The following is a 15338-nucleotide window of genomic DNA, read 5'->3' on the forward strand; positions in this document are numbered from 1 at the left end:
AAATTAAATTTCTTTTCGCCGGTGTACAACAGTTGGCAGAAAAATGTGGCACAACGAAAAATTATATCTCCCGTATTGAAAACGACGCAAGTGATATCAGGCTATCCACATTAATGCGCATTATCAATGAAGGCCTGGGGGCGAAACTGGAGCTGCTGGTGCATGTATAAAGAACACAATAATTATTTTGGACGGAGGGTCTCTACTATACTGCCACAAGGCGGCATCGCATTCCCGTAATAAGGATTCCTGATCACCGACTCCTTGCTGAGCCAGCTGGCACCCCTGCCGTTATTGTACTTCTGGCAATGCAGGTAATACAGCGTTGTGTGTATTTTGGAAGCTCTCACCTGCATATACATATCGGCCGACAGGCTTGCAAAAGCGGCCCGCTGTTTTTCGAGGTCCTTTGTTGCTGCGATGGTTTTGATATCCATTGCCAGGTTGTCCATCTTAGGGGATTGCAGGATTTTTAACAGCAGCCCTGCTTCCTTTGCAGCAGCAGTTGCATCTGATTTTACCAGCGCATCTTTCACCTTCATATACTGGTCAATCACCTGCATCACCGGGTCTTTTTCCTGCGCATGTGTTACTGCTGAAAAAAGCAGCGTCGCAATGATGAGATAAATTTTCATGGCCTTATATTTTTAATGTGGCGTTTCATAGCTGTCATCAACCTGTTTAGTAGCTGATGGTAAATTCCTGCTCATTACCTGTATAATCAAAAACAATGCGCAGGTATTGATTCAATGGGTCCCAGTAAGAAAAATCGCCTTTAAACCCTGACCGCTCTTCGTATTTATTCTGGTAAGGCACCAGCAGTCCATCGAGTTTCACAGAAGAAGGACGGCCTTCAAATCCCACTATTTCCAGTACCACCCTTTTTTTCACCACCTGGCCTTTATAACGCCGATGGCCGCTTTTTACGGTGATGACCGGGCCATTTCCTGTTTCCCGCGATTGGAAAAAAATACGTTCATAGTTGTCTGTCAGTAATGCATTGGGATCGGCGCCATCATCATCATACATCATGAATTCAGACGACCCGGGGCCAATGTAATGTTTCACCCTTAAATACCTGGTCTTGTAGTCGGCAGTATTTTTCAGCCCGGGGCGCGTGGGTACGAAAGACCCTGCTTTCACATACACCGGGATCCTGTCGGCATATGTTTTTTCTTCTACCCATTGGCCGCCCTGCTGCCTGCGGTTCGTAAAGAAATCATACCAGTCCCCTTTCGGTAAATACAACCGGCGGGAACTGGCGCCTTTTTCCAGCACGGGCGCAACCAGCAGTTCATCCCCCCACATATACTGGTCAACGGCTTTGGCCAGGTTGCTGTCGGTATAGCTGTAATAATTCATGGGCCTGACCAGCGGTTTGCCAAACTGCGTTTGTTCATAGGCGAGGGTATAGTTATACGGCAGTAAATCGTAACGGAGGGTTACGGCTTTCAGCGCAATGGCTTTTACGCTATCGGGCCAGAGTGCGGGTTCTGAAGGGATGCTGATGGCGCCGGGGTCAATGGCGCCTACATTGGTACCATGCGGCCTGAATATGGGTGTGAACACCGCGAACTGCAGCCAGCGTGTATACAGTTCTGCATCATTATCGCCGCCCGCGAATCCGCCTGCATCCGAATGGATGTACGGCACGCCGCTGATGCTCATGCCCTGCAGCAAAGGCAACTGCGCCCGGAAGCCGCTCCAGCTGCGGCTTACATCGCCGGTCCACGGGAAGATGCCATATCGCGCACTGCCTGCATAACCCGCGCGGTTCAAATAAAAGAGCCGTGTTTTGGGATACAGTGATTTGTATTTTTCTGCCAGCATCTTGCTCCAGTAATAACCATAGAGGTTGTGCACCAGGTCGGCCGGCACCAGTTTTTTCAGTCCGAGGTCGCGGGTATTGTGGTACAGGTTGGCCGGGTGTTTTTCAGGTTCACCCAGGTCGCCCCACCAACCGGCAACACCCAATTTAATTTGTGCCTGGTACTTGCCCCAGAACCATTCGCGCGCATCTTTACGGAACAGGTCTATCAAACCGCCGCGACCGAAATAAAAATTGGTGAGTGTGTATGGCCTGCCGGCGCTGTCCACTGCCAGGTAGGGTTTCGACGCGGTATAATTTTTCGTGCCTTCTAAAACAAAAGGCTCGGTCACTAAAATGGTTTTGATGTTTTTTGCTTTCAGGCTATCGATCATGCCTTTGGGGTCGGGCCATTTGGTTTTGTTCACCCAGTCCAGGTTACCCAGGGTACCCTTGATGCTGTCGCCAAACCAGAACAGGTCGAGGATCACTGCATCCACCGGGAATTTTTCTGCCTGCATTTTCGCGAGGGTTTCCTCTACCTGCTGCTGGCTGCTATAGCCGAAGCGGCTCATGAAGTTGCCCAGGGCCCAGCGCGGAGGCAGGGGCTGGTGGCCGGTGAGCCCGCTGAAGGCCCGCACCTGTTCATCCATATTAGCGCCGATAATTACATACACATTCAGCTCGCCGCCGCTAAAGCCGGCTTCAAAAACAGCCGGGTCGGATTTACCGATATCAGCGTAGCCTTTCGAGGGATTGTCAAAAAACAGCGCATAGCCACGCGAGCTCAAAAAGAAGGGCACTGAAAAATTCAGGGCATCGGCGCCTTCGCTGTAGCCGTACCAGGGATTGTTATATAACGGAAAACTATACCCGCGCCGGTCCATGCTGATGGCCCTTTCACCGCCACCGTAAATCCTTTCACCGGTATGCAGGCCGATCCGGAAACCGGCTTCCGCGCTATCGGCAAAAAAGCCCAGCCGGAGGGTATCCTGCACATTACCGAAATGCAGCAGCAACAATCCGGCGCTGCTGTCATGCTGCAAGTGCCAATCCCCCACCTGCAAATTGCCTGCCTGCCGGTTTACCGCAAAAGCTTTGGGTTTGGCAATCACCGCATCACTGAACAAATAGTTCTGCCAGTCACCCGCCGGGCGAAAACTGATGCGCAGTATTTTATCGGAATATTGCTGCAGGCTCCAGCTACCACCATGGGTGCGTGTGCTATACTGGGCGTTTGCTGAGGTTGCCAGCAAAAAAAAGAAAGCCGTAATGATTTGTCGCATAGGTGTAATCACCCTTTAAAATACGACAAAACATCCGGCCTTCCATCCGGCGGTGCATTGCCGGACTAAGTATTGTATATATTAATTCGATGGTTTGAAAGTGCTGTCAGCAACGGGTTTGTTGATCTCCACTTTTTTCAGGACCATATCAGCGGTCATACCGGGACCCAGGGGAACGGAAACAGCCATGGGGATTAACAATCCTTCCGGTATTTTCTGGTAATTACTGAAAGCAGTGGTCAGTTCCATCTCCTGCCCATTGATGCTTTGTTTGGTAACAGATTTCACCAGGTAATATGATTTGGGATCGATATAGTAGGTATCGACTTTTCCGCTTTTGAAAGTGATCTTCAGTTTAAAGCATGCAACGCCATCAACATCTTCCGTACCCAGCAATTCAACGGCATGACCCTTGGTTTTGTAATCCACCAGTGCACCCTGCACATCCAGTTGGTCGGCACCCAGTTTCACCATTTCAGGGGTGGCTGGTTCAGCTTTTGTCTGGCCCTGGAAAGGCAGGTAAGTCCAACCCTCTGTTGGCGTAATGATCGTGTAACCCGTCATACCCATAACAGAAATATCCTGGCGTGTGCCCTTACCAAGGACAGCTGTAGATACTACCGATACATCAGCACCCTGCACCTGGAAGCCACCTTCGGTAATAACGGTAGTCACTTTTTTCCAGTTGTCTTTCCCGCCAATTGCTGCGATGTATTTATCCACCACCTCATCTGCAGTTTGAGCGAAGCTGGTTACTGCACCCAATATAGCGGCGCTCAAAAATGCAAGTTTCATTGTTTTCATTTTCCCTGTATTTGTTATTTGATAGTGTGTGTGTTTATTCAGCCTTGTATTTTTTGGGGTCAACCGGTTTGTTGACTTCGATCTTTTCCATGATGGTACTACCGCCCATGCCAACACGCTTAACGGCGAAGGGGAAAATATAGCCATCGTCAGTTTTCTGGAAATCGGCATAATCGGTTGTCTGCATCATATCGCCCTGGGGCGCACCCTGGCCCTGGCCACCGCCTGGAGGACCACCGCCACCAGGTGCTCCACCGCCTCCACGGCCCATCATACCACCACCTTTGCGCTGGTCGCGTACAATATAATAGCTGCTGGCATCAATAAAGTAAATGATATCGCTGCCCGTATTCAGGGTTAGCTTGATTTTATAGGCTTCTTTTCCGTTCACGGTATCCTTCCCGAGCAGTTCGGCTTTATGACCTTTAGCCGCATAATTCGACAGCGGCCCGGAGAGGTCCAGTTCAGCCTGCATGGTTTTCAACCTCTCTTCGGGTATTGGTTCAAACTTGCCCTGGGAGCGTGGGCTCGCAGCCCAGCCACCTTTGTCGGTCACGACCATGGTCATGCTGCCCATGCCGAAATTGATTTCAGTGCGCAGCAGTTCCTTATTCACTTTGGTAATATCAGAAGTAACTTCATTACCGTTCTGCATCACCGATACCCCTTCCATATGTACCGATTTGATGCTGGCCAGTTTATCCCGGCCACCCATGGCGGCTTCGTATTTGGCCACAATTTCATCAACTGTCTGGGCCTGCACCGTTAAAAGGGTAAGCGAAAAGCAGGTTACGAAAATGATGGCCACTATTTTAGGCATCCTGAAAAAGTTTAGTTCCCAAATTTAGCGGGAATTTATCCTATTAGTTGACCGTTTAACCAATTCCTTACAGGCGCAGGCTTATTTTAGGAATAGTTTAGGGTAGTTGGGTAGTACTCAGGCCTGTTTTGCGGGGGAACCCAGGAAAACATCCCTGTCGCGGAGGAAAGTGGCCACCCAAACCAGGGCAATAGGTGTTAAGGCATTGAAACTAGTGCCGTGTGACAATTCAGTCCCCATGGCCCCTGCAAAATAGCAGGATAAAAGCAGGAACCCGATCCGGTTGGTGCGGGGGATAAGGAATAAAATGGCAAACCCGATTTCCATCAGTCCCAGTATAACCCGGTATTGACCTACCCCAAAACCGCTGAGGACCCTATTCACTTCTTCGCCGCCCATGAGTTTTATGATCCCGCTGAATATGACCAGGGCAGCTGCAAGAAAAGGAAGCCCTGTTGTGATGATTTTCATTGCTTTCATTGCTTTGACTTTTGTGGTATAAACCTACTTCATTTTTAAAAGACTGGCATTAACCGCAACCACCACTGTACTCACCGTCATTAATATTGCCCCGGCAGCCGGGCTCAGGAGGATGCCCATATTATACAAGACGCCCGCAGCCAGGGGCAGGGCCACGGCATTGTACCCGGTGGCCCAGATTAAATTCTGGATCATCTTGCGATGGGTAGCTTTACCAAACCGGATCAGGGACACCACATCTTTCGGGTTGCTGTTCACCAGAACAATGCCGGCGGTTTCAGCAGCAATATCAGAACCGGATCCAACTGCAATTCCAACATCGGCCTGGGCCAGGGCGGGCGCATCATTTACCCCATCGCCGGTCATCGCCACAAATTCGCCCCTCGCCTGTAATTCTTTTATTTTATCCAGTTTCTGGTGGGGTAACACACCGGCAAAAAAACTGTCCATGCCCAGTTGCTTTGCCACGGATGCAGCTACCTGCGGGTTGTCGCCCGTCAATAACACTGATTTGATCTTCTCTTTTTGCAGTGCCTGGATAGCTATTGCTGATTCCGGCCTGATGGTATCCGATAAAGCAATTGATCCGGCTAATGCTTCATCCACCAGCACATAAACAATGGTTGCCGTGGGGTCGGCGGGGGTACCGGCAGGCTGTGAAAGCTGGTGCGTTTCCAGGTAACCCGGACTAACCACTTTTATTGTTTTGCCGCTAACCATTGCCGTTACTCCTTCACCGGGTAGGGCCCTGAAATTTTCTACAGGCGGAATAGTTAAGGAAGCTTCTTTTGCTTTATGGCAGATACCGGTGGCAATGGGATGTTCCGAGTTTTGTTCCAGCGCAGCGGCATATTGTAATACATCGGATACAGACCATTCCCCTACCGGGACGATTGCACTGACTTCAAATTTTCCTATAGTGAGTGTCCCCGTTTTGTCAAATACCAGGGTGGTGATTTTGCGGGCATTTTCAAACGCGGTGCGGTTCTTAATAAGCAATCCATTTTTAGCGGATAAAGCCGTTGACTTCGCCACTACCAGCGGAACTGCCAGTCCGAGTGCATGCGGGCAACAGATCACGATAACCGTCACCATCCTTTCAATGGAAAAAGCGAGGTCCTTTCCTAACATCCACCATACAAAAAATGTAGTTATACCTGCTACCAGCGCAATCAGGGTGAGCCATTTTGCAGCTTTATCGGCCAGCAACTGTGTTTGGGATTTTGCGTCCTGCGCATCATGCACCAGTTTGATCACCTGCGACAAATAAGAATCTTTCGCACCATGCGATACCGAAACCCTGATGGCGCCATTGCCATTGATGGAACCCGCAATGACGGCATCCCCTTTACTCTTCTGAACGGGTAAGGATTCACCCGTTAGCATCGATTCATTCACATAAGTTTCCCCTTCTGTGATTAAACCATCTGCAGGCATTTTTTCGCCGGGCTTGATGAGGACCAGGTCGCTCACTTTCAGGGTTTCTGTTTTCACTTCCATGATATGGTCACCATGCAGCATATGCGCTTCGTTCGGCATCAACTTCACCAGCAATTCCAGTTCGCGGGAAGCGCCGGCGACGGATTTCATTTCAATCCAGTGGCCCAGTAACATAATGAGGATCAGCGTGGCCAGTTCCCAGAAAAAATCCATGCCTTGCAGGCCAAACACGGTGGCAACGCTGTAACAATAGGCCACTGAAATGGCAAAGCCGATAAGGGTCATCATGCCGGGATTCTTCCCTTTCATTTCAGCCGCCCAGCCATTGAGGAAGGGCCAGCCACCATACCCGAAAACAATGGTCGAAAGAGCCAGCAATACATATTGAGAACCGGGGAAATGGAAAGAGAAATGCAACCAGTGCTGGATCATTTCAGACAAAAGCAAAATGGGAATGGTGAGTATAACGACGACATAGAACCGCTTTTTAAGGTCCCCGGCCATCATGGCATGATGGTCATGGCCCGCAGCATGTGTTACATGCTGGTGTTCGTGTTCATGTCCGTGCTCATGTTCGTGCATGTCTTTAGTGTTTATGGTTACCCATATCCATACCACCCATAGCATCACCGCCTTTCTTAAAAACAAATTCACTCTGCAGCAGGTAGGCCCCGCTGGTAACGACCACATCACCGTCCTGCAACCCCGAAGTTATTTCAATCCGGTCATCAGTTTCCATCCCGGTTTCCACCATTTTCATTTTGTACCTGTTCTTACCCGACTGCACCCAAACCGTATTCATCATTTCGCTGCGCAATACCGCATCTGAAGGGATTGTAATTGATTTCGATTCCCTGCTTTTAACCAGTACAAATGCCGGCATGCCGGGTTTGAGTACGCCATTGGCATTGGGCACGGATACCCGCACCAGGTTAAGCCTGGAGCCCGATACGATTTCAGGGTTCACGAATTCAATTTTTCCCTGCCATTGCCTGCCGGGCAGGTCGGGCACCTGCACGATGGCCGTGCCTTTTAAATCAACCGCCGACAGTTGCGCGGCATAGACCTGCGCTTCTGCCCATAGCGTGGAAAGGTTAGCCAGTTTAAGGATGGTGCTGCCCTCACTGACATACTGCCCTTCTGTTACCGGCAGTTCGGTGATATACCCCGAGGCCTTACTATAAAATGCCGTGAGCGGGGATGCTTTTTTTGTAGTGGCCAATTCATTCACCTGCGCTTCTGTTAGTCCCCATAGCAACAGTTTGTTTTTTGCGCTTTGCAGCAAGCGGTTAAAATCTATAACCGCATTGCCCAGGGCTTGTTGTTTTTCCAGTGCAACAATATATTCCTGTTTGGCAGTATTGAGTTCTTCGCTATAGAGGTCATAGATCCGCTCGCCCTGCTTCACATAATCGCCGGTATTTTTAAAATACAGGTGGTCTATCCGGCCCATGATCCGGGCGTTGATACTGTTGACTGTTGTTTCATTTGTATTCAGGGTAGCGGTCAGTATAAGCTTGTCGCCGATCATGCCGGTACGCAGGGTATCGGCCTGGATATTCCCCAGCAGGACCTGGTCGTCGTTCAGCACTATTTCATCGGCAGCGGAACTGGTTTTTTTCACCACGATTAAATCCATATGGCAAATGGGACAAGTGCCGGGATGATCCTGCATCACCTGCGGGTGCATGCTGCAGGTATAGTATTCCACTGCCTGCAGGCTGGTTGCTGTTTTGTTTTTACAGGAAACCATTCCGGCTACAACAAAGAGGATGATAGTTATGATGCTTTTCATGACGCTCAATTTGTTTTAATAAAACTCTCGCTGTCCACCAGGTATTGCGCATTCGCCGCTACTGCTTCAGACTGGTCCAGTCCCGCCAATACCTGCACCAAATGTTTATTCGAAATACCCGTTTCAATTTTCCTGGCCAGGAAGGATTCGCCGTTACGGACAAACACAACCTTATCCATGCCGAGGGTTAAAACTGCTTCTTCAGGTAGCCAGTTAGCAGAACGGTCGCCGGCAAAAATGGTCGCTTTAACCTGGCTGCCGATCGGAACCTGCAATGACGCATTATCAAAATAGACCCTGGCCGTAAGGGTTTTGCTATCCTTCCGGTAAACCGGTTCGATATAGCTGATAGCCGCCCTGAAATCCTTCGGGGGGTTGCCTTCTGTGGCAATGCGTACTTTATTACCCGCCTTCACCATCGCCGCCTGGCCGGTGAAAATATTCAGCACGGCCCATGCTTTGTTGGGATTGAACACCGAAAAAATCGGCTGCCCTTTTTGAACATACATCCCTTCCTTAACCGACAACTCGGGGGTAGTAACGGATACAGGGTTCATCGCTGCAGGCTGGCTGCTGTTCATGCCTTCACTGTTGCTTTCATGCACATGGCCGGAGTACTTACTGTATACCGCAACAGTCAATGCTGCCTTACCGGATTTGATCACCTGGTCGAGCTGCAACTTGCCCATGCCCAGCAAATACAATTTCTGTTTCGCTGAACTAATCAGCAGCTCATTGTCAGGATCATTCTTCAGCAGGAACAATAAATTTTCCTGGGCGGTGAGTAACTCAGGACTATAGATATCCATGATCCGCTGGCCGATGCGAATTTCCTGGTAGCGGTATTTAACGTAGAGTTTTTCAATACGGCCGGCATAGTCGGCCGCGATAGTGCCCACCTGGCGGGTATCATAGGTAATAAACCCAAAAGAAGCCATTTCAATATTTTCTTCCCGGGCCATCATGTGCACCATGGAAACATTGGCAATCACCCGCTGGTTGGATGGTTTGATGAGGGTATTCAGGGAAACCGCCTTCGGCTCTGCAGAGGATTTTACTTTCTCCAGTTGCATGCCGCAAATAGGGCAAAAACCAGCCGTATCGCTCTGCACCTGCGGGTGCATGGGACAGGTATAGGCTTTTGTTTTATGTTCTGTAACGGCGGCCTTTTCAGGTTCCCTGCGCACATTGTGGCAGGCAAAAAGAAAACAGGTTACCAGCATAAAACATAACCATCCTTGTATCGGTAATTTTTTCATCGGCTAGCCTTATTTGATTTCCAAAATTTTCATCAGTTCGGCCTGCATTTGCAAGGCCTTCTGCAACTGGTCGAGATATTCCATCTGCGTCATATTCAGCGCCTCCCAGGCATCAAACAATTCAAACAACTCCTCTGTGTTTTGCTCATAGCCCAACTGCATCACCTGGTAGTTTCTTTGTAAAGCGGGAATGATCTGCTTTTCGTAAAGGGCCATTTGTTTCTTTTTCAATTCCAGTTCGGTATAGCTGGAGCTGGCCATTCCAGCGGCTTCATTGATAATCATCTGCTGCTGGTTTTTCAGTGCCTCGTTCTTCCAGAGCAGGCTCTCCATTTTTGCCTTATTCATTTTAGAAGACCATTTCGCCATGGGCAGTTTCACCATACCCATCAGGGAAAACTGCACGGGTTGCTGGGCCCAGCCAAACATGTTGTCGTACCTGACCCCAAACTCGGGAGCAAGGCTGGATTTTTCTGCCTGGCTCTCCAGGTTGTTGACAGCAATATTCCTGTCAATCACTTTAAGTACACTCAACTGTTGCATCAAAGCAGCGGAGTCAAACATCTTTTTATTAAAATCAATCCAGGTATAATTAGTGTCCACCACAAAAGCCTCATCCGTATTCCTGTTCATGATAGTATTAATCGCGATCCGCTTCATCACAATTTCATTTGACAGCATCAGTTGCATATTCTCCAGGTTAGACAATGCCGCTTTAGCTTTGTAGTACCCGCTGATTTTACCCAGGCCATTCTTATAGCGAATCTCCGCGCTTTGCATCATGAACTGCAGCAGCTTAACATTTTCATCCAGCACTTTCAGTTTCTTTGCCAGCACCACCCAGTCGTAGTAGTTTTTACGTGCTGTGTACAGCAATTCATTCACCACTACATCCTTCTTCTGTTTTTCAATAGATGATTGCGCATTCATAAAAGCAAATGCGGCATCCTGCTTTTTTTTGCTGGGAAACATTTGCTGTGCAGAGACCATAAACATGCCCATACCCGGCTGGCCATCCATGGCCTTCCACTTATTGGGATTGTAGGGTGTCTGGTAAAATCCCGCGCCAAGTTCGGGTGCCATCCAGGAGTACGATCCTTTGGCCGCTTCATCCATTGAGCGGGCTTCAGCATCCAGCATTTTTAAGGCCGGGTGGTTCACTTCAATAGCGGTGCGTACATCCTGCAAGGACAATACCGGTTGCGACTGTACCAGCTGAACCGTAAGCAAACAGCCAATTATTATGGGTAAGTTTTTCATAACGTTATCTTTCCTTTTTTCCGTAACTCATATTCTTTGGACAGCAAGAAAATCAATGGGGTCACCAGCAGGATATGTGTTGCTGAAGTCAGTACGCCACCCACCATGGGTAGAACGATGGGCTTCATGACATCGCTGCCCACACCGTGGCTCCATAAAATGGGGATCAGGGCAAAGAGCGATACACTAACGGTCATCAGCTTGGGCCTTAACCTTTTCGAAGCGCCGGCAATAACGGCTTCCCGTAGTTCTTCTTTTGTGATGGTTTCTTTTGAATTTCCTTTTTTCTCTACCAGTTGCTGCATGGCATCATTCAGGTAAATAACCATCACGATACCCGTTTCCACTGCCAGTCCGAATAAAGCAATAAAACCAACTGCTACTGCAACAGATAAATTCACGCCCCAGAAGTAAACCAGGAATGCCCCGCCGATCAGTGCAAAGGGAATGGAGATAAGGCTTAACAGCGCTTCCTTTACTGAATGAAAAGCAAAATACATCGACAGGAAGATGATGAACAACACCACCGGTAAAATGAGCTGCATGGTTTTTTCGCTGCGGACCAGGTTTTCATACTGTCCACTCCATTCAATAAAATATCCTTTGGGCAGTTTAGTGAGCAGCTGATCCAGTTTAGCTTTTGCTTCATTCACTGTGCTGCCCAGGTCCCTTTCCCTAACGTTAAATAATACCGTTCCGCGAAGCAGCGCGTTCTCGGAATTGATCATCGGCGGGCCCTCGGTTATTTTTACATCGGCCACAGACCCTAAAGGAACAGGGCCAAATTTCATGGTCTGCACCTGCAGGCGTTTCAGGGCTTCCAGGTTATTCCTGAAATCCTGTCCGAACCGGGCGTTGACAGAAAAACGTTGGCGGCCTTCAACGGTAGTGGTCAACCGCATTCCGCCCAGCGCGATTTCCACCACGCTGTTCACGTCATCAACTGTTAAGCCGTAACGGCCGATCTCGTCGCGTTTTACAACTATATCAATGTATTTACCACCAGTGATGGGTTCAACATATAAGTCCTTCACCCCTTTAATACCATCCAGTTCCTTTTTAATCTGTTCACTGAAAGCGTAAATGGTGTCGAGGTCCTGGCCATATACTTTTACACCCACATCGGTACGGATACCGGTGGACAACATATTGATCCGGTTGATGATCGGTTGTGTCCAGCCGTTAGTTACGCCGGGGATCTGCAGCTTGGCATTCAGTTCATTGATAATATCATTTTTGGTGATGCCCTTTCTCCATTCCGACTGGGGCTTCAGCAAGATGATAGTTTCGACCATGCTGATGGGCGAATTATCTGTTGCGGTATTTGCCCTGCCGGCCTTACCCAGCACATTCTTTACTTCGGGTACCGACTTGATCAGTTTATCCTGCACCTGCAAAATCCTTTTCACTTCGCTGTTTGAAACATCGGGTAAGGTCACCGGCATGAACAACAGGGAGCCTTCATCAAGTGGCGGCATAAATTCCCTGCCCAGGCTCATCACCAGGGGGATGCTGATGGCCAGGGCAATGATGTTAACGGCGATAGTTGTCTTCCGCCATTTGATACAGGCCCGGATAACCGGTTCATATATTTTTTCCAGTAAGCGGTTAACGGGGTTATGGGTTTCAGGCCTGAACCTGCCTTTCATAAAAAAAGAGATCAATACGGGGGCCAGGGTAATCACCAGCAAGGCATCCACCAGCATGATAAAAGTCTTGGTATAGGCCAGTGGGTGGAACAATTTACCTTCCTGCCCGGTCAATAAAAACACCGGTAAAAAGGAAGCGATGATAATGATGGTGGAAAAGAAGACCCCGCGCGACACCTGGATACAGGCTTTACGGACCAGGTCCATCCTCACTGCGCCGGGTATGCGATAGTTGTTACCGTTTGTGTTTGCGGCTTGCCAGTCGGACAGGTGCCGGTAGGCATTCTCGCTCATGATGATGCCGTTATCGACGATAACCCCGATGGCCAGGGCGATACCGGTCAGCGACATGATGTTAGAGGAGATGCCGAGCAGGTTCAACAGGATAAAACTGATGGCGATGGTAATCGGTATCTGGATAATGATGCTGAGGGCGCTTCGCCAGTGGAATAAAAACAAGATGACGATAAGGGCAACGATGGCCATTTCTTCAATCAGCTTGCTTTTAATATTACCGATAGCAGCTTCAATCAATTCACTGCGGTCATAGGAGGTTTTAAAGGTCACGCCTTCGGGCAGGCCTTTCTCGACTTCCTTCATTTTAGCTTTGACCGAACTGATCACTTTATCTGCATTTTCACCATAGCGCATCACCACAATGCCGCCCACCACTTCGCCTTCCCCGTTCTCATCAAAGATGCCGAGGCGGAGGTCCCCGCCCATTTGCACCGTGCCGATATCCTGCACCCTTACCGGGATGCCGTTGTAATTACCAACGGCGATGCTTTCGATGTCTGCCTTGTTTTTAATATAGCCCAGCCCGCGGATGATATAAGCCATATCGCTCATTTCAAATTTCCTGCCGCCCACGTCGTTGTTGCTGGCTTTCACCTTGTTCATCACATCCATGAGGGAGATATTGTAAAACTGCAGTTTCACAGGATCTACCACCAGCTGGTATTGTTTTTCAAACCCGCCGAAGGAAGCAATTTCGGCTACTCCCGGCACCGTTTGCAGGGCCAGTTTTACATACCAGTCCTGCAGCGCCCTTTGCTCACCCAGGTCGAGGTTTTTTGCATCTAACGTATACCAGAAAACATGCCCGACCCCGGTGCCATCCGGTCCAAGGGTAGGCGTAACGCCTGTGGGCATCAGCCTTTGCGCGTAGTTCAACCTTTCGAGCACCCTGGTGCGGGCCCAGTACACATCCACATCCTCTTCAAAAATCACGTACACGAAACTCATCCCGAACATGGAGGTAGCGCGGATGTTTTTCACTTTGGGGATACCCTGCAGATTGCTCACCAAAGGATAGGTCACCTGGTCCTCCATGATCTGCGGGCCGCGGCCCATCCATTCCGTAAACACGATCACCTGGTTTTCGCTCAGGTCGGGAATGGCGTCAATCGGGTTTTTCTGTATGTTGAAAATCCCCGCTGCAAACAGTACTATCGCCAGCAGCAAAACGATGTACCGGTTTTTCAGTGACCAGGAAATTATGGATGGGATCATACTGGTTGGGTTTACCCTATGGGCTATTTATACATTACAGTCACATCGCCACAGCCTGGCATTTCTGACCCGTAAAAAGGATTGCGGATTTCTTTTACTTCACTCAGCCAGTTGGAGCCTTTTTTATACATCGGGCAATTATCGAGGTAAAGCGGCCTGCCTGCGCCAAAGGCTTTCACCAGGTCGGCCATGTCTTCACTCATCATGGCAAAATGTTCGCGCTGGTGGGCCAGTTTACTTTTTGCGATATGTTCAGTATGTTCTTTCAGGTCGGCTTCCACACCATCGTATACCTTTTTCTGGTCGGTGCTGAGCAATGATTTGTCGAAGCTTTTCATGGCAGTTTCCATTTTGGCCGATGCCGCTGCTGCTACTTTTTCATCAGCATTAAAAAGGGCATTTTTCAGTTCCAGGTAATGTTGTACCAGGGCACCCATGAAGGAAGTCACGCCGGGGTCAACAGAAGAGAAGGTGGCAGCAATAACTTTTATCGATGTATCCACTGCAGGTGTGGCCGCGGGATCAGTTGCAGTTGCGGTATCAGGGACAGGAGCCACAACATTGGTATGTTCCTCAACCGGGGTCTCTTTTGTCGCGGGATTACTATTACAGGCCATGATCATCATTACAGCAATAGTGGTAAAAACAGGAATTGTCTTTTTCATGCGTATATCTATTTGATTTGATTGATTACAATTTGGGCATGGGAAAATGCCAATAGCCCAACGTGGGGGTTGGGCGTTCTTTACAAAGCCGGTATTAAACCAGGATACTCCGGTCGAGAATATAAATGCCGATGCTACTGCGCTGGGGTGGTGCATGGCTATTGGGGTTTCCAACTGTTAAGGAAGATACAGGTACAGTCGGGATTTCGATAAAGCTTACCGGGATAGCCACAGCATCAGTAAATGCAAAATGGAAACTTGCTTCCGTGGATTTCTGGTCGGTATTGTTCTTAACGAACTTAATTTCATCCTTGCAGCAGTGGTTGCCTTTTTTGTCGCTCTTCTCCATGCCACAGGTCTGGCAGTTTTTTGAAGCTTTGCTGCTAAGGTCCCAGTCGGTCATTTCGCCCATGCAGTAATGCATGTTGATAACGGCCCCTGTGGAAGTGGCCAGGTATAAAATGGCTAATATGGCGGTGATGAACTTTCTCAATACTGCAAAAATATAAATAATTTTATGGAGGCGGGCATGAATTTTCTATACCCAGTGTTCTTACTTTG

13 protein-coding genes are annotated in these 15338 nt (G+C 49.0%); 1 reads left to right on the forward strand and 12 read right to left on the reverse strand.

The window, feature by feature from the left end; all coding sequences use genetic code 11:
* Positions 1-32: 32 nt before the first annotated feature.
* Complete coding sequence (locus LAQ65_RS21205) at positions 33-170, forward strand: helix-turn-helix domain-containing protein (protein ID WP_224117759.1); 138 nt, start codon at positions 33-35, stop codon at positions 168-170.
* Positions 171-182: 12 nt separating this feature from the next.
* Here LAQ65_RS21205 and LAQ65_RS14755 read toward each other — a convergent pair whose 3' ends face one another.
* The 12 genes from LAQ65_RS14755 to LAQ65_RS14810 all read right to left on the reverse strand — a co-directional run bounded on the left by LAQ65_RS14755 (position 183) and on the right by LAQ65_RS14810 (position 15270).
* A complete protein-coding gene (locus LAQ65_RS14755) occupies positions 183-635 on the reverse strand; it encodes a DUF3347 domain-containing protein (protein ID WP_224117760.1) in 453 nt (150 codons plus the stop codon).
* 46 nt (positions 636-681) lie between these two features.
* Positions 682-3093: a TIM-barrel domain-containing protein gene (locus LAQ65_RS14760; RefSeq protein ID WP_224117761.1), complete on the reverse strand. Its 2412-nt coding sequence runs from the start codon at positions 3091-3093 to the stop codon at positions 682-684.
* A gap of 81 nt (positions 3094-3174) precedes the next feature.
* Positions 3175-3888 carry a LolA-like protein gene (locus tag LAQ65_RS14765; RefSeq protein ID WP_224117762.1) on the reverse strand — a complete coding sequence of 238 codons (714 nt, stop codon included), beginning with the start codon at positions 3886-3888 and terminating at the stop codon, positions 3175-3177.
* A gap of 43 nt (positions 3889-3931) precedes the next feature.
* A complete protein-coding gene (locus LAQ65_RS14770) occupies positions 3932-4717 on the reverse strand; it encodes a hypothetical protein (protein WP_224117763.1) in 786 nt (261 codons plus the stop codon).
* Between the two features lie 117 nt (positions 4718-4834).
* Positions 4835-5197: a DoxX family protein gene (locus LAQ65_RS14775; protein ID WP_224117764.1), complete on the reverse strand. Its 363-nt coding sequence runs from the start codon at positions 5195-5197 to the stop codon at positions 4835-4837.
* Positions 5198-5221: 24 nt separating this feature from the next.
* A complete protein-coding gene (locus LAQ65_RS14780) occupies positions 5222-7219 on the reverse strand; it encodes a heavy metal translocating P-type ATPase (protein ID WP_224117765.1) in 1998 nt (665 codons plus the stop codon).
* 4 nt (positions 7220-7223) lie between these two features.
* Entirely contained in the window at positions 7224-8432 is a 1209-nt protein-coding gene (locus tag LAQ65_RS14785) for an efflux RND transporter periplasmic adaptor subunit (RefSeq protein ID WP_224117766.1), read from the reverse strand.
* A 5-nt stretch (positions 8433-8437) separates the two neighbouring features.
* Positions 8438-9691, reverse strand: a complete 1254-nt coding sequence (locus LAQ65_RS14790; RefSeq protein WP_224117767.1) for an efflux RND transporter periplasmic adaptor subunit — start codon at positions 9689-9691, stop codon at positions 8438-8440.
* 9 nt (positions 9692-9700) lie between these two features.
* Positions 9701-10951 (reverse strand): TolC family protein, encoded by a 1251-nt coding sequence (locus LAQ65_RS14795; protein ID WP_224117768.1) that lies wholly within the window; start codon positions 10949-10951, stop codon positions 9701-9703.
* Entirely contained in the window at positions 10948-14112 is a 3165-nt protein-coding gene (locus tag LAQ65_RS14800; protein WP_224117769.1) for an efflux RND transporter permease subunit, read from the reverse strand. The genes LAQ65_RS14795 and LAQ65_RS14800 overlap by 4 nt, the downstream gene beginning before the upstream one ends.
* 23 nt (positions 14113-14135) lie before the next feature.
* Complete coding sequence (locus LAQ65_RS14805) at positions 14136-14777, reverse strand: DUF3347 domain-containing protein (protein ID WP_224117770.1); 642 nt, start codon at positions 14775-14777, stop codon at positions 14136-14138.
* 94 nt (positions 14778-14871) lie between these two features.
* Entirely contained in the window at positions 14872-15270 is a 399-nt protein-coding gene (locus LAQ65_RS14810; protein ID WP_224117771.1) for an HYC_CC_PP family protein, read from the reverse strand.
* Positions 15271-15338: the final 68 nt, after the last annotated feature.

The organism is Flavihumibacter profundi (genome assembly GCF_020076305.1).
Lineage (GTDB): Bacteria > Bacteroidota > Bacteroidia > Chitinophagales > Chitinophagaceae > Flavihumibacter > Flavihumibacter profundi.